This is a genomic window from Aminobacterium mobile DSM 12262 (assembly GCF_000526395.1).
GTDB lineage: Bacteria > Synergistota > Synergistia > Synergistales > Aminobacteriaceae > Aminobacterium > Aminobacterium mobile.
The window spans coordinates 746,976-762,010 of the sequence record NZ_JAFZ01000001.1 but is presented as its reverse complement, the minus strand read 5'-3'; the positions used below and the strand labels follow the sequence as shown (position 1 = coordinate 762,010).

Below are 15,035 nucleotides of genomic sequence, written 5' to 3'. Positions count from 1 at the left end.
TGGGATTAAGATGCATCAAAAAGGATATCCTTACCTTTGATAAGGTACTCCATGCCAGACCATACAGTAAGAATCATAGCAATCCACATGGCCCACAGCCCTCCTGGGAAATTAAAGATGAGAAGGGTTATAGCTATAATCTGGCTCACCGTCTTGATTTTCCCCATTTTAGACGCCGCTATTACAATTCCTTCCACAGCAGCTACCAAACGAATGCCAGTGACTATAAAATCTCTGGAAATAATGACCACTACAATCCACGCAGGAAGCCGTTGAAGCTCCACCAACGAAATAAGCGCTGCCACAACCAAAATCTTATCGGCAAGAGGGTCGATAAATTTTCCTAAATTTGTAACAATCCCCTTCTTTCGCGCTATGTATCCATCTGCTGTATCAGTAATAGCTGCAAGTATAAAAACAAAACCAGCGATAAGATCTCCATAATTAACCTGAACTCCCAGTTTTTCAAGAACAAGTACCGGAGTACTTATTTTAAGGGTTAGAAAAATCACTACTAACGGAGTAAGAAACACTCGTAAGAGACTGAGCATATTGGGAACATTTAGGGCCGACATTTGGACGTGCCGCCTCCTTAACCAAATATAGTAGCTAGAACTCTCTCATATTATGACACAACGAAGGGGACGGCAAGTCGCCGTCCCCTGAGACTTCACAAAAAGAAGTTTTTGAGTCTTCCTTACCCTCCCAAATAAGCCTCTTTAACCTTGGGATCTTTCAGTAACTCTTCGCCTGTTCCTTCCAGCACAATACTTCCCACTTCCAGAATATACGCATAATGGGCAACTTTCAACGCGGCGTACGCATTTTGCTCGACAAGAAGAACCGTTCGCCCTTGAGCATTAATTTCCTTGATAATATCAAAAACTTCCCTTACCAAAATCGGGGCAAGCCCAAGAGAAGGCTCGTCCATCATCACAAGGTCAGGGCGACTCATAAGAGCCCGTCCAACAGCCAACATTTGCTGTTCGCCGCCAGAAAGAGTACCGCCTTTTTGCCAGGCCCGTTCTTTCAGTCTAGGAAAAAGAGAGTAAACATGTTCTACATCCTCTCGTATCCCATCTTTATCATTTCGAATGTACGCTCCCAAAAGAAGATTTTCCTCCACTGTGAGTTGAGGGAGGATCCGGCGGCCTTCTGGACTCATGGCAATGCCTCGTTTAACAATCTGCTCTGGCGTTTTACCGAGGAGGTTATCTTCCTTTCCAGCTGTGTCGGTGAAAAGAATATTTCCTTTTGCCGATTTCACTAAACCAGCAATGCTGCGGATAGTACTGCTCTTTCCAGCACCGTTAGCTCCGATAAGGGTTACTATCTGCCCTTTAGGAATAGTCAAATTAATCCCTTTCACTGCATGAATGCCACCATAATAGACGTGAAGATCCTCTATCTTAAGCATTTTTTCCGTACTCCTCTCCGAGGTATGCTTCTATCACTCGAGGATTCGACTGGATAGCCTCCGGGTCGCCTTCTGCAATGAGCTTCCCATAATCTAAAACCCAAATATACTCGCAAATACCCATAACAACCCTCATATCATGTTCTATAAGAAGAATTGTCACATTGAATTCGTCCCTGATACGTCGTATAAAAGTCATGAGATCTTGCGTTTCCTGGGGATTCATTCCTGCAGCTGGCTCGTCAAGCAAAAGGAAATGCGGTTCTGTAGCGAGAGCTCGAGCTATCTCAAGACGCCGTTGATCTCCGTAAGGTAGGGAACTCGATATTTCCTCAGCCTGTTCGGCTAAATCTACAGCTTCTAAGAGCTTTTGAGATTTTTCACGGATCTCTTGTTCTTCATGGATAAGAGAGGGGACAGGAAAAGGCGCCATCCACCACTTGCTTTTTTGGCGTACATGACATCCAATCATAACATTTTGCAATACCGTCTCATTATTAAATAATCTAATATTCTGAAACGTTCTTGCAATCCCACTCTGACAAACTGTATGAGGTCGAAGTCCTGTTATGTCTTTACCATGAAAAAAGACCTTCCCCTCGCTAGGTTTATAAAAACCTGTAATGATATTAAAGACTGTGGTTTTTCCCGCGCCATTGGGACCAATCAGCCCCACAATGCTTCCTTGAGGGACAGACATGTTAAAATTATTGACAGCAACAAGGCCGCCAAAGCGGATAGTGATATTCTGAGTTTGAAGAGCTACCTCACGCTGCTGATTCACTTAGTTTCCCCCCTTTTGGAAAAACGGGATATCATTGTGTCCCATCCAAACTCCCTCATCCCCATTATTCCTTCGCGTCTGAAAAGGATAATGAAAATAAGGGCCAGAGAGAAAATGACCATACGCATGCCGGGAATGCCGGGTATTTCAAAAGAGCCAATTGTAAGGGGGTTCTCCACAAAACGAAGCCATTCAAGAAGAATAGTAATAATAATACTCCCGATAACGCTGCCGGTAATAGAACCTAAGCCGCCAGCGACAGTGATCATCAACACATTAAAAGTAAGGGTAAAAACAAACATTTTAGGGTCTATCGTGGTAATAAGGCTTCCCATGAGAGCACCGCCAATACCTGCGAAAAAAGCTCCTATCGTGAAAGAAATAACCCGATATTTGAACGTATTAATTCCCATGTTTTTGGCAGCTATTTCGTCATCTCGAATAGCCTTCAACACATTTCCAAAGTTGCTGTTCATAAATTTAACTATAAAGTACAACGCAAAGAGTAACCATCCATAATTCCACCAAATATTCGCATATGACGGAATGCCTTTAATGCCCAAAGCACCATTCGTAACTGGTGTTATATTCGTTAATACAACACGAATAATTTCTGAAAAGCCAAGTGTCGCAATACCTAGATAGTCACCACCGAGACGAAGAACTGGAAGAGCAATGAGCAACCCAAAGAAAGCGGCAATAAGACCGCCTGCTAAAACAGCTATAAGGAAAGGAGCGCGTATTACGGAAAAGGGCCATATGATAGGCTCTAAAATCCACAAGGCTTGTTTTTGAGCCGGAGAAAGAATGAGGATTGCACACACATACGCCCCTATAGCCATAAAACCAGCATGTCCAAGAGAAAACATTCCTGTAAAACCATAAATCAGGTTAAGACTCAGTGCAAGAATTGCATTTACCGCTACTAAGTTAATAACCTGAATTTTATACCCGTCAAGATTTCCCTGAGCCCAGTAAAGTGCGAGAGCTAATAATCCTATAGCGCATACGTTCAAAATGAAGTTCCTTCTTTTTTTATCCATCAGATCTTGTCCTCCAGCTTCTCCCCCATAAGACCTGTCGGCTTAATGAGGAGGATTACGATCAGAAGAATAAAAGCAAAAGCATCGCGATACCCGGAAAGAGCCGGGAAAAAAGCGACAACCATAATTTCAATAAGACCTAATAGCATGCCCCCTATCACAGCCCCTTGAATAGAACCAATGCCACCAAAAACAGCTGCGATAAAAGCCTTAAAACCCGGGACAACCCCCATAAAAGGGTTAATTTGAGGATATCGAAGGGCCCACATAATGCCAGAAGCAGCAGCAAGAGCTGAGCCAAGTGCAAATGTGAAAGCAATAACTTTATCTACAGAAACCCCCATAAGTCTGGTGGTTTCTATATCTTTGGAAATTGCTCGCATGGCTAATCCCGGTTTCGTTTTATATACAACCCAAAGAAGAGCTAAGACAAGAAGAAAGGTAACCGAAGGGACAAGTATAGCTAAAGGCAAAATTCTGATTTGACCAACCTTAATAATGCGCACAAGCCAATCAGGGCGCATAACAGGCCGAGGCAATCCCGTAAAAACTACAAGGCCTAAGTTCTCAATAAAAAACGAAACTCCTATAGCACTAATAAGCGCGGAGATACGAGGAGCATCCCGTAGAGGCCTATAAGCCACGCGATCCACCAATATTCCGCAGAGAGTGGAAAGTAATACGGCCACAATTACGGCTACTCCCCATGGTAATTTGGCAAGTACTATAGCAAAAAAAACAAAATACGCACCAAGCATAAATATATCACCATGAGCAAAATTGATAAGCCGCAAGATGCCATAAACCATGGAATAGCCAATGGCAATAAGGCCGTACAGAGACCCGAGAGTAATGGCATTAAATAAATGCTGAATAAACATATTCAGGCTCACAGCAGCTTCCTCCTTGTTTAAGAGGCAGGAGAACTAGCGTTCTCCTGCCTCTGCGTCTGTATAAATGGAATCATACGAAAAGAGGAGTAAAGGGCTTATTACATTTCGGGTTTAACCGTTCCGATGAAGGTTTTCTTCCCTTCTTTAATCATTACAATACCCACTTCTTTTTCAGCATCATGAGTTTCATTAATCGTGGTATTGCCCGTTACGCCGGGGAAGTCTTTGGTCTCCGTCAAGGCCTTTGTTATGGCCTCGGGTTCTGCTACACCAGCTCGTTTTATGGCATCAAGGACGAGAAGATACGAGTCGTAACCAAGGGCTGCATTTACGTTGGGATCCTTATCAGGATGGAGCTTTTTCCAATTCTCTGTGAATTTTTGTGCCATGGGGCTCATATCTTTCATAGAAGGATCGTACGGGAAAGTTGTATGCATGAATCCTTCTACTGCCTCTCCGCCGATGCTAACGATTTCCGGGTTATCCATGGCATCGCCACCCATAATTCTAAATTCAGCACCGAGCTCCGCAGCTTGTTTCATAATAATAGCTCCCTCTGCAAAATAAGAAGGAATAAACATAATATCAGGTTTTTTGCTGATTATTTCAGTAAGCTGTGCCGTAAAGTCTTGGTCACCAGTATTATATTTCAGCTCAGATACTATCTCTCCATTAAGTTTGAGGAAAGACTGCTTAAAGAAACCAGCCAGACCCACGCTATAATCGTTAGAAACGTCCACAAGCAGAGCTGCTTTTTTAGCTCCCAATTCCCGTATAGCATATGTGGCAGCAGCAGCGCCCTGATAGGGGTCAATAAAGCAGGCGCGGAAATAATATTTTTTACCTTGAGTTACAAGGGGGTTCGTACAAGAAGTTCCCATAACAGGTATGCTGGCTTTTTCCGCAACTTCCCCACCAGCCATGGCAAGAGAGGACCCATAGGTTCCGATAATGGCTACAACTTTTTCCTTCTCAATCAGCCTTTTTACAGCGTTAGCTGACTCTACCTTATCGGACTTATTGTCCACCACAAAGAGTTCCACTTTTTTCCCTAGAATTTCTGGAAACTCTTGGTGAGCCATCTTCACACCGTCCAGTTCCAACTGCCCGCCAAAGGCATTTTGCCCTGTAAGAGGAAGATATACACCGATACGAATAGTATCCTCTGCGAACGCCACACCGCCAAGAAGCAACACTACCATCAATGCCAATGCTACCCTTCTCAACTTCATGAACAGTACCCCTCCTTTAAAAATAAGATCCAGAAAGATAATACTATTATACACGAAGATCGAATCTGACAATGACGTAAATTCTCTTTTGAATGACAATAGCTACATGGCAAGCTTGTGGAGGAAAGATTAAGGACCAGAAAATACACAGAAAGAGAGCCGGTTTTATGGCTCTCTTTCTGTCACAAGACGTGTTATTTCTTTTTGAAAGCTCGAAAGATCTGTGAATTCCCTGTATACGGAAGCGAAACGAACATATGCCACTTTGTTGAGGTGTTTTAATTCTTCCATTACCCGTTCTCCAATGATCGAGACTGGGATTTCACCAACACCACTTGCACGGAATCCCTCTTCAATCCTTGATACAACTTCTTCTATCTGTTCTAAGGAAACTGGTAGTTTCTCGCAAGCCTTACTGATGCCGCGAGTAATCTTTTCTCTATCAAAAATTTCCCGTCTTCCGTCCTTTTTGACTACCCGTAAGGTTCGTTTCTCCTCGATTCTTTCATAAGTGGTAAAACGGGCTAAACATTCAGGACATTCTCGACGACGACGAACAACTCTACCTTCATCGGCTGTACGTGTTTCTATAACTCGCGTCTCCATGGCACTGCATTTTGGGCATCTCATTCTCTTCTTCCCCCAGATACATAAAAGAAAAAGCCGGGCAGTCACCCGGCTTTTATACTCTGAAACGCTACTCTACTAGGGACTGCAAATATGCCTGGACCCTTGTTTTTACCCGTTTCCCTTCGGCGCGTCCTCGGACCTCGTTCATAATCCGCCCCATGACGCGCCCCATATCTTTCGGGCCCGTTGCCTTTACCGCCGCTGCAGCCTTTTCGATCATATTGTCCAATTCATCATCAGGCAGTTGTTCTGGAAGAAACGTCTCAAGGAACGCCGCTTCCCTTAGCTCTTCCGCTGCTCGATCTGAAGCGCCGCCAGCTGTAAACTGCTCTGCTGATTCATGCCTTTGTTTTATAAGCCGCTGAATAAGGGCAACTACATCCTCGTCGGCAAGCTCCGTGGAACGCCCTTTTTCAGTTTGGGCTTTCTGTATTTCTGCTTTCAACATACGTAACGTCGAAAGTTCCATTTCTTGCCTAGCTTTCATCGCCGTTACAATATCTTTCTGAATACGTTCCAACAGCTCGCTCACCTTATCTTACCCCCTGGATCTACTCCGCCGTTTTCTTGCAGCTTCGGCTCTTTTAGCTTTCTTAACTTCGCTAGGTTTTTCATAGTGCTCTCGCTTCCGAGCTTCGCGAAGGGTTCCAACCTTAGAGACCTCCCGCTTGAAACGCCTTAGCGCATCCTCAAGGGACTCATTTTCTCTCCGAATGATCGTCGTCATACTGGATCCCCCCTTTCTGTGCCACCCACATCAACTAACCTGGTGGCCAGCGGAACGACCGTCCCGCCAACAGGTGAACATGAAGGTGGGGGATTGTCTGTCCAGCCTGAGCACCACAGTTGATTACTAATCTATAACCATTGTCCTCAAGCCCAAGGCTTCTAGCTACTAGAGTTACAGCCCCCATAAGATGGCCCCACATCCCATCTTCTTTAACCATAGCCGCAGAGCTGATATGCTGTTTAGGAACAATTAACACATGTACAGGAGCTTGAGGATTTAAATCCCTAAACGCAAGAACATGGGCATCTTCGTAAACAACATCCGCTTTAACTGATTTCTCAATAATCTTGCAAAAAATGCAACTCCTGTCCACTACAACCCACCTCTCAACTTCAGGCTATTCTATACCAGATTTTTCTTCCGGACAATAGACCCCGCCCAAACTCGTACAGCTGGAGCATTATGAGAACGAGCCAAAAGGCAAACCCTTCCCATTGCCCATTCGGGACATCCTTTTCTCTTTAAAATTTGTAAGAGTGGCACCAAGATCCTTTCATCATCGCTTCTCAACAATCGTAATACGCTGATTTCATCAGGAGCTTCTCCATTATAAGGCCAGCGGCTGAGTGCTTTCACTATAACTTCTACAGAAGGATGGGAGAGAAACCGCTGTAAAAGAGATTCTCTACAAGGCACATTGCCTATCCATCGTAAATATGATAAAGCCGCTTTTTCAGAAACCTGACAGGCTTTAGCTGAAACAGCTTCAGCAAAAGTCAGAAGTACCGGCTGATAAAATATCCCTTCAAAAATCAGTGTCAAAGAATCTTCGTCTTCTGGATATCTATCCGCCATGTTGACAAAACTTTCTGCTACGCCAGGCTGATCGAAATATTTTATCAAAAATCCCGCCGCTAAACGACGCACTGCAGGATGAGTACTTAGAAGTCTTTGCTGCGATCTCGCAAGATCTGTTTTACCATCAACTTCCTGTGCACGTTCAAGCAAATGAGCCATCTTTAGTTCCGTGTCCACAAGAATTTTTTCTAACCGCAGCTGACGGATTCGTTCGGAGTTTTTTGTGTTCTGAGCTGTCTCTCTCTCAGGTTGTTGCTGCGTATTGCGCGCCCTGCCCTGTTTCCAGGCCCCTCCTCCCTGTCTCAGCGTAGCTACATCAGATTCCTTAGATTTAAGAAACATATAAGCCGCTGTGATTTTTTCAAATTGAGGCGCTGCCTGAGGTCCAGCTATGTCTGGATGGCAAGTTCTGGCCAACTGTCGAAAAGCAGAGCGGATATCTTTCATTGAAGCCCCAGACATGAGACCAAGAACAGCGAGACTCTCCTCGAGCCGAATAGACGCGTCCATCATAAAGAGATCCTCTCCATATTGTCAGCTAGGTGAGACAATAGCTCCACCGCTTCTCCGTAACAACTCTGCTCCACCAGCGCTCCAGCCGATCCGACAAGAGCCATCAACCTACTCTGCTGCGAGGCTGATAGGGGGAGGGCCAATCTAGCCAATCGTTTCTCTATTTCTTTAAGTTCGGGAGGATTTTCTTCACTATGTGCCAGACACTCATCCACAGAGAAGGGAGGGATATCGAACAACTCTCCAGACTCTCGTCTCAGCTGTATAGAAAGGAGTCCTCCAGAATCTACAGAGAAGTAAAGATCCACTTCTTCACCTTTTTTGAGAGAATCGACAAAAACTCGATTCAGAACCATCCATCCAGGGCTCTCGGCTTCACCCTGCACTATTTCCAAATCTATACGTCCATTTCCAACGCTAACAAAATGGCGGGTAGCTCTACATGGCAAAGGAAGGCCTTTTTCCAAAACAGGAACAAAATTCCCCTCCGCAGAAACTATCCCCAAACTTTGAGAGAGAACATCTATAAGGAAACGTCCTTCTGTTGCCGAGCCAAAAAGAGCTGCTCCCATGGCGATAGCTTCGTCTGGGCATTGACTCACATACTCTGGATGAGCCACTTTCGACTCTAAAACAGATCGGAAAAAAGGGATGCGACTACTTCCCCCAACAAGCAGCAAATGACTTGGAGTATATTTTTCCCAAAGCTGGAAAACTATTGTAGCCACCTGAAGGACCATGGGGCGAATGAGCTCTTCGAACTCATGACGAGATATATTTATAGAATGAGAGGAACGAGAAAGGGCCTGCGTTGGTTGCCACGTATAGTTTGAACATGAAGAGAGGGCTATTTTTATGTTTTCAGCCTCTCCTAAAAGATAACGCCACATGCTATCATCTGCAGGAAGCGCCTCTGTGCTCAAAAGAAGTCGTTTTTCTAAAAGCCGGGCCATCAAAAAATCAATTTCTCGGCCACCGATAGTAGAATCTCCAACGCTTTCCAACACTTGCCAAACTCCCTTTTCCATTTCTACAACTGAAACATCTACAGTTCCAGCTCCAAAATCTACAACGAGAGAAACTCCTTCTTTCCCATATGCAAAAGCTGCTGCTGTAGGTTCGTTAATGATACGCAAAGACTCAAACCCCGCAGAATAGGCAGCACGAGCAATCGCCTGGCGTTCCGCAAAGCTAAAAGCAGAAGGGACGGTTAGAACGCATGCAGTTACAAAACGGTTCAGAACCGCTTCCGCATCTTCTCGCAACAAAACAAGTAAAGGGACCAAAACTTCTTCTGGCGCAAAACAACGCCAACCACAGCGAATTTTTCCTTGTCGGCTTATTTGCCGTTTCATATCCCAAAAGGTTACCTCAGGATGGGCTATCTCTCTTCGCGCCGCCTCTTCGCCGGCAACCCAACCAGAGGGACTCCAGGAAACCACAGAAGGGGTGCGTTTCATCCCCCACCGGCTAGGCAAAACCTCCACATTCCCATCAATATTACAGGCTGTCATGGCATAACGGGTGCCAAGGTCTATTCCAAGCATCGGATACTTCATACCTACAGACCGCCTTCCAAAAAACAACAATATATTTCATATTACATAGTTTATTATACCAGCCAAACATCTTATTTTCAGAGAGTAAGAGTTATGCTCGAAGAGATTCGGAAGCGTAGGAGAAAGGGCGAACTGTCACAATATCTCCTATAGAAAATTTTTGGGCAGTTTCTACTTTTACAAAAAAGGGAGTAAGGCCAGTAGATCTGCCATCCGACACTTCTTCCACAAGAATTGGGATATCTTTTCCCAGCCATTGGCTACAATAAGATTTCAACAATTCCTCACCTTTTGTTATGGTTTGATGAACTCGTTCCTGAGCAATCTCCCGAGGAATTTGCTCCTTAAAAGATGCAGCTCGCGTTCCCTGTCGAATAGAGTAAGGGAAGACATGTACTTTCCCCAAACCTATCTCGTCCATTATACGGAGGGTATTACGAAAAGCCCTGTCGCTTTCTCCAGGAAATCCTACAAGGATATCAGTACTGATATGAACTCGCTCGCCCAGAAAAGAGCGGATCCTTTTTACAGACGCCATAAAATCGGAGACAGTATAGCCTCTTCCCATCCTTTCGAGAACATCATCATCCCCACTCTGTAACGGAAGGTGCAAATGAGGACAAAATTGAGGAGTTTCAGCAAGGGCAGATAACAAGGTGTCATCAATACCGAAAGGTTCAAGAGACCCGAAGCGTATCCGACGAACACCTGGAACAGAACCAATCCGACGGACAAGCTCTCCCAGAGAAATTTCGCCATAAGCACCATATAAGCCAAGGTGGACACCAGTAAGGACTACCTCTGAACATCCTGAATCCACTATAGAATGGACCTCATTCAGTACATCCTGCCATGGACGGCTCACTGGTTTGCCTCGCACGAAAGGGATGATGCAATACGAACAAAAATGATTGCATCCGTCTTGTACTTTGACGAAAGCCCGAGTATGCAAGAGAGGATGCCTTTGAAAAAGAGGATCCCACGAGGAATCGTAAAGAACATCACTGCGTAAATCAGTAAAGATATTATTTTTCTTCTCGAAGGCTTCCTCCATAAGGGTCGGGATACTCGCTTTTTGTCTCGTGCCAACAAGAATATCCACACCAAGGCCTTGAGCTATCTGAGAAGGCACTTTCTGAGCCCAACATCCGCACGCCACTATAACAGCATCTTTCGATTCACGTCGCAACCGTCTTGCAAACTGACGGCTCTTTTTATCTGCCATAGAAGTAACAGTACAAGAAACCAGAATAGCTCCATCATAAGGAGGCGAAGAGACAATATGAGCGCCAAAAGCCTCGAGCATAGAGGCTAGGGCATCGGCTTCAGACTGATTTGTTCTGCACCCCATGGCTATTATGACTATTCGCTTGTTTATTAACGATCTCTTCATTTTTTCGTTACTGCTACCCCCCACCAATCATTGCAAGCTACGTCGTCAATAATCTCAAGACCTATTTCTTTCAACGCTTTTATGAAGGTTTCCTTTTCCTTCAGTAATAAACCGGAAAAGATAGCTATCCCATCCTCTTTCAATGCGGCAGGTACGCTTGGAAGCATTGTGAGAAGAGGCTCAATAACTATATTAGCCATAAGGATATCCACTGTTTCATGAAACCCCTTAAGGAGATCCCCCTCCTGCAAGTCTACATCCTCTTTATAGACGCCGTTAAGTTCCATATTATTCAAGACCTCATCCAGCACCGCCGGATCCAAATCTCGAGCATAGACATGACGGGCACCAAGCCGAACAGCTCCAATAAAAAGGATGCCAGACCCTGTGCCAATATCTGCTACATCAAAATCAGGCCGCATATATTTCTCAAGGAGGGACAACGCTATTTGCGTGCTTTCATGATATCCAGTACCAAAAGCGGAGCCTGGATATATATAGAGAGGGATTCTATCCTGAGGTTCGCTTCCTCTATGCCATGGAGCTAAAACCACAAACCGCTCCCCCACAGGGAGAGGAGGAAAAGCCTCTTTCCACTCTGTATGCCATTGTCTGTTCTCTATTTTTCCCATATCTACAACAGATACCCCTGGCCATGAACCTAAGTATCTATTCAACTCTTCAAGCCAATAGCCTAAATCTTGGAAGGTGCGGTAATAAATCCTCATTCTGACGCTGCCAGAACTCTCATGCTCTTCAGAACCAATACCTCCAGAAAGATCGGCAAGTGAAGACAGCACTTCTTCAAGCTCTAATGTAGCTTCAAGGGTAATGTACCACCAAAAGCTATCTCCCTTGGTCATGATGTGTCCTCCTCTTTTAGAAAAATCCTGTGAAAAATCGGGGAGGCTTCAAGCCTCCCCGATTGACGTCGAGTCTATCACGTATGGAAGGATTTTACAGCTATACCTCAAGAACCAAAGATGTTTCTGAATTTAGAGAAGAGCCCCTCATCCTTAACATCTAATTCCATCTCTTTCGCTAATCCTTCAATGAGAGCCCGCTGCTTTTCAGTTAAACGAGTGGGAATATCGATCGTTACATGAACAAATAAATCCCCTCTTCCTCGTCCACCTCGAAGCCTGGGCATCCCTTTACCCCGAAGTCTAAAAACCTTACCTGGCTGAGTCCCTGCTGGAATTTCAAGTTTCTCCACTCCATCAATGAGCGTCTCAACCTCAATTGAGCCCCCAAGAGCAGCCATAGGAAAGGCTAGCACTGTCTTCCGATGGAGATCCCCCTCGTCTCTTTTGAAAACAGGATGGTCTTTCACCTGAATTACAAGGAAAAGATCCCCTGGAGGACCTCCATTAAAGCCAACTTCGCCTTCTCCATGAATACGCAGCCTTGTGCCTGTATCTACGCCAGCTGGTATGCGAACTTTCAGACGGTGGGGAACTTTCTGCCGTCCCTGACCGCCACACTGGCTGCATTTTTGTTTGATAAACTGTCCAGATCCACCGCACTGAGGACACGTAGTAACGGATACAAATTGACCAAAAGGCGTCTGCTGGCGCGTCTCTATTTGCCCAGTGCCACCACAACGAGAGCATGTTTCCGGAGTTGTTCCAGGTTCTGCTCCAGAGCCGCCACAACGGCTACAATTCTCCCATCGAGGTATTTCCACTTCCGGCTCGATGCCGCGAGCTGCATCTTCCAAAGAAATGGAAAGAGCCATTTCAAGATCTGCACCACGGCGAGGGGCTCGAGGGTCAGCCCTTCGCCGCCCCATTCCCCCACCAAAGATATTCTCAAAAATATCCCCAAACATATCGCCCATCCCGCCGAAGCCCTCAAAGGGACCCCCGCCTGGAGGCATGTCTCCTACTGTTCCAAACTGATCGTACTGTGCCCGCTTTTGCGAGTCACTCAACACTTCATAGGCCGCATTAATTTTCTTGAACTTTTCTTCGGCCTCCATATTCCCAGGGTTCGCATCGGGATGGTACTTACGAACAAGCCGCCGATAGGCCTTTTTTATATCAGCTGCAGAGGCATCCCGGGGAACGCCAAGTATCTCGTAAAAATCTTCCTGCGCGCCGGGAGATGGCACCTCAGATCACTCCTTACGCCTGACCATGATCGCTGAATTCAGCGTCAACTGTTTCCCCTGTTTCTTGGCTATGAGAATTTTCACTCTGCTGCCCACTCGTTGAATCAGCAGATTCGGCCTGGCTATAAAGTCGTGCCGAAAATTCCTGAACTTCTTTGAGGAGAGCATCTTTGGCGGCTTTCATTTTCTCTGTATCGTCACCTTCAATAGCTTTCTTTAAATTATCAACGGCAGAGTTGATTGTTCCCTTTTCCTCAGCTGACATTTTATCTCCATGGTCTTTCATCAGCTTTTCAGCCTGATAGACAACACCATCGGATTCGTTCTTCACTTCAGCCGCATCTCTACGCTGAAGATCGTCTTTCTCGTGCTCTTCAGCCTGTTTTTTCATTTTTTCAATCTCATCATCAGAGAGCCTGGACGACTGAATCGTAACCTTCTGCTCTTTCCCTGTACCCTTATCTTTAGCGGAAACATTTAAAATTCCATTAACGTCTATATTAAACGTAACTTCAATCTGGGGAATACCGCGAGGTGCTGGCGGAATTCCATCAAGCGTAAAGCTGCCTAACTTCACGTTATCTGCGGCCATAGGCCGCTCTCCCTGTAAAACTACTATTTCCACCTGGTTCTGATTATCAGAGGCAGTAGAGAAAACCTGGCTTCGAGAAACAGGAATAGCCGTATTTCTCTCTATTATTTTTGTAAAGACACCACCTAAAGTCTCAATTCCAAGAGATAGGGGAGTTACATCCACTAGAACAATATCTTTATGATCTCCAGAAAGAATTGCTCCCTGCAGAGCTGCTCCAGCAGCTACACATTCATCAGGATTGATCCCCTTAGAAGGCTCTTTCCCCAGAAGCTCCTGAATTTTTTTCTGAACCATAGGCATACGGGATGAGCCACCGACCAACAACACCTTGTTAATTTCGTTCGTAGAAAGCCCCGAATCACTTAATGCGCGTTTTACAGGCCCTTCTACGCGAGTCATTAGATCTCTTGTCAGCTCTTCAAACTTAGCCCGTGACAAGGACATTTCCAAATGTTTAGGTCCAGTTTCATTAGCTGTGATGAATGGAAGAGAGATAGTGGTTTCCGGCATAGATGTCAATTCAATCTTCGCCTTCTCTGCCGCTTCACGTAAACGCTGCAAAGCCATCCGATCATTATTGAGATCAATACCTTCAGTCTTTTTAAACTCTGCTACCATCCATTCCACTATGCGATTATCCCAATCATCACCGCCAAGGCGGTTATCACCAGAAGTAGCGAGAACTTCGTATACTCCTTCGCCTACGTCAAGAATGGAAACATCAAAAGTTCCCCCGCCAAGGTCAAAAACAAGAATTTTACTCTCTCCCTGTTTATTATCACCATAGGCTAAACACGCTGCAGTAGGCTCATTAATAATACGAAGAACTTCAAGACCAGCAATAGTTCCTGCATCTTTCGTAGCTTGACGCTGAGCATCGGTAAAGTAGGCGGGCACGGTAATAACTGCTTTTGTTACTGGCTCGCCTAAATAATCTTCTGCGTCTCTTTTAAGTTTCTGTAGAACCATGGCCGATATTTCTTGGGGTGTATATGCTTTACCGTCAATTTTTACTGTTTCCTCAGACCCCATATCTCTTTTGATAGACATAATCGTATGGTCAGCATTAACTATGGCTTGTCGTTTCGCAAGCTGTCCTACAAGACGCTCTCCATCTTTTGTAAAAGCCACGACAGAAGGAGTCGTCCGAGCTCCCTCCGCATTGGGAATAATAGTTACGTTATCTCCCTCTTTAACAGCTATACAGCTATTTGTTGTTCCGAGGTCTATACCAACTACCTTTGACATTCCTATCACCTCTATAAAATAAAAAGA

The 15,035-nt window shown here is 45.1% G+C and carries 16 protein-coding genes; all 16 read right to left on the bottom strand.

Annotated elements, in window-relative coordinates:
* Positions 1 to 5: 5 nt before the first annotated feature.
* Positions 6 to 575, bottom strand: a complete 570-nt coding sequence (gene pgsA / locus K360_RS0103655; protein WP_024821834.1) for a CDP-diacylglycerol--glycerol-3-phosphate 3-phosphatidyltransferase — start codon at positions 573 to 575, stop codon at positions 6 to 8.
* A 122-nt stretch (positions 576 to 697) separates the two neighbouring features.
* On the bottom strand, positions 698 to 1,417 hold the full coding sequence (locus K360_RS0103650; protein ID WP_024821833.1) for an ABC transporter ATP-binding protein: 720 nt from the start codon (positions 1,415 to 1,417) through the stop codon (positions 698 to 700).
* Positions 1,410 to 2,201, bottom strand: a complete 792-nt coding sequence (locus K360_RS0103645) for an ABC transporter ATP-binding protein (protein WP_024821832.1) — start codon at positions 2,199 to 2,201, stop codon at positions 1,410 to 1,412. Before K360_RS0103645 ends, K360_RS0103650 begins: the two co-directional genes overlap by 8 nt.
* The gene (locus K360_RS0103640) at positions 2,198 to 3,244 is read right to left on the bottom strand and encodes a branched-chain amino acid ABC transporter permease (protein ID WP_024821831.1); all 1,047 of its coding nucleotides are present in this window, start codon (positions 3,242 to 3,244) and stop codon (positions 2,198 to 2,200) included. Before K360_RS0103640 ends, K360_RS0103645 begins: the two co-directional genes overlap by 4 nt.
* Positions 3,244 to 4,137 carry a branched-chain amino acid ABC transporter permease gene (locus K360_RS0103635; RefSeq protein ID WP_024821830.1) on the bottom strand — a complete coding sequence of 298 codons (894 nt, stop codon included), beginning with the start codon at positions 4,135 to 4,137 and terminating at the stop codon, positions 3,244 to 3,246. The genes K360_RS0103640 and K360_RS0103635 overlap by 1 nt, the downstream gene beginning before the upstream one ends.
* A gap of 98 nt (positions 4,138 to 4,235) precedes the next feature.
* On the bottom strand, positions 4,236 to 5,369 hold the full coding sequence (locus K360_RS0103630; protein WP_024821829.1) for an ABC transporter substrate-binding protein: 1,134 nt from the start codon (positions 5,367 to 5,369) through the stop codon (positions 4,236 to 4,238).
* Positions 5,370 to 5,534: 165 nt separating this feature from the next.
* Positions 5,535 to 5,999, bottom strand: coding sequence for a transcriptional regulator NrdR (gene nrdR, locus K360_RS0103625; RefSeq protein ID WP_024821828.1), 465 nt, complete (start codon positions 5,997 to 5,999; stop codon positions 5,535 to 5,537).
* 67 nt (positions 6,000 to 6,066) lie between these two features.
* Positions 6,067 to 6,531, bottom strand: a complete 465-nt coding sequence (locus K360_RS0103620; protein WP_024821827.1) for a GatB/YqeY domain-containing protein — start codon at positions 6,529 to 6,531, stop codon at positions 6,067 to 6,069.
* A gap of 6 nt (positions 6,532 to 6,537) precedes the next feature.
* On the bottom strand, positions 6,538 to 6,726 hold the full coding sequence (gene rpsU, locus K360_RS11180; protein WP_084043861.1) for a 30S ribosomal protein S21: 189 nt from the start codon (positions 6,724 to 6,726) through the stop codon (positions 6,538 to 6,540).
* Between the two features lie 34 nt (positions 6,727 to 6,760).
* Complete coding sequence (locus K360_RS0103610; protein WP_024821826.1) at positions 6,761 to 7,102, bottom strand: histidine triad nucleotide-binding protein; 342 nt, start codon at positions 7,100 to 7,102, stop codon at positions 6,761 to 6,763.
* A gap of 29 nt (positions 7,103 to 7,131) precedes the next feature.
* A complete protein-coding gene (locus tag K360_RS0103605; protein ID WP_024821825.1) occupies positions 7,132 to 8,100 on the bottom strand; it encodes a J domain-containing protein in 969 nt (322 codons plus the stop codon).
* Positions 8,097 to 9,659: an Hsp70 family protein gene (locus K360_RS0103600; RefSeq protein ID WP_024821824.1), complete on the bottom strand. Its 1,563-nt coding sequence runs from the start codon at positions 9,657 to 9,659 to the stop codon at positions 8,097 to 8,099. The genes K360_RS0103605 and K360_RS0103600 overlap by 4 nt, the downstream gene beginning before the upstream one ends.
* 91 nt (positions 9,660 to 9,750) lie before the next feature.
* Positions 9,751 to 11,052: a tRNA (N(6)-L-threonylcarbamoyladenosine(37)-C(2))-methylthiotransferase MtaB gene (gene mtaB / locus K360_RS0103595; RefSeq protein ID WP_024821823.1), complete on the bottom strand. Its 1,302-nt coding sequence runs from the start codon at positions 11,050 to 11,052 to the stop codon at positions 9,751 to 9,753.
* On the bottom strand, positions 11,049 to 11,915 hold the full coding sequence (locus K360_RS0103590; protein WP_024821822.1) for a 50S ribosomal protein L11 methyltransferase: 867 nt from the start codon (positions 11,913 to 11,915) through the stop codon (positions 11,049 to 11,051). The genes mtaB and K360_RS0103590 overlap by 4 nt, the downstream gene beginning before the upstream one ends.
* A gap of 107 nt (positions 11,916 to 12,022) precedes the next feature.
* The gene (gene dnaJ, locus K360_RS0103585) at positions 12,023 to 13,165 is read right to left on the bottom strand and encodes a molecular chaperone DnaJ (RefSeq protein ID WP_024821821.1); all 1,143 of its coding nucleotides are present in this window, start codon (positions 13,163 to 13,165) and stop codon (positions 12,023 to 12,025) included.
* A 13-nt stretch (positions 13,166 to 13,178) separates the two neighbouring features.
* Positions 13,179 to 15,008 (bottom strand): molecular chaperone DnaK, encoded by a 1,830-nt coding sequence (gene dnaK, locus K360_RS0103580; protein WP_024821820.1) that lies wholly within the window; start codon positions 15,006 to 15,008, stop codon positions 13,179 to 13,181.
* Between the last annotated feature and the right edge of the window lie 27 nt (positions 15,009 to 15,035).

Bases quoted from the DNA above. Each gene is read 5' to 3' on its own strand.
- K360_RS0103590 (WP_024821822.1), bottom strand. From the start codon at position 11,915: ATGACCAAGGGAGATAGCTTTTGGTGGTACATTACCCTTGAAGCTACA.
- pgsA (WP_024821834.1), bottom strand. From the start codon at position 575: ATGTCGGCCCTAAATGTTCCCAATATGCTCAGTCTCTTACGAGTGTTT.
- dnaK (WP_024821820.1), bottom strand. From the start codon at position 15,008: ATGTCAAAGGTAGTTGGTATAGACCTCGGAACAACAAATAGCTGTATA.
- K360_RS0103605 (WP_024821825.1), bottom strand. From the start codon at position 8,100: ATGATGGACGCGTCTATTCGGCTCGAGGAGAGTCTCGCTGTTCTTGGT.
- K360_RS0103600 (WP_024821824.1), bottom strand. From the start codon at position 9,659: ATGAAGTATCCGATGCTTGGAATAGACCTTGGCACCCGTTATGCCATG.
- mtaB (WP_024821823.1), bottom strand. From the start codon at position 11,052: ATGAAGAGATCGTTAATAAACAAGCGAATAGTCATAATAGCCATGGGG.
- K360_RS0103630 (WP_024821829.1), bottom strand. From the start codon at position 5,369: ATGAAGTTGAGAAGGGTAGCATTGGCATTGATGGTAGTGTTGCTTCTT.
- rpsU (WP_084043861.1), bottom strand. From the start codon at position 6,726: ATGACGACGATCATTCGGAGAGAAAATGAGTCCCTTGAGGATGCGCTA.
- nrdR (WP_024821828.1), bottom strand. From the start codon at position 5,999: ATGAGATGCCCAAAATGCAGTGCCATGGAGACGCGAGTTATAGAAACA.
- K360_RS0103640 (WP_024821831.1), bottom strand. From the start codon at position 3,244: ATGGATAAAAAAAGAAGGAACTTCATTTTGAACGTATGCGCTATAGGA.
- K360_RS0103650 (WP_024821833.1), bottom strand. From the start codon at position 1,417: ATGCTTAAGATAGAGGATCTTCACGTCTATTATGGTGGCATTCATGCA.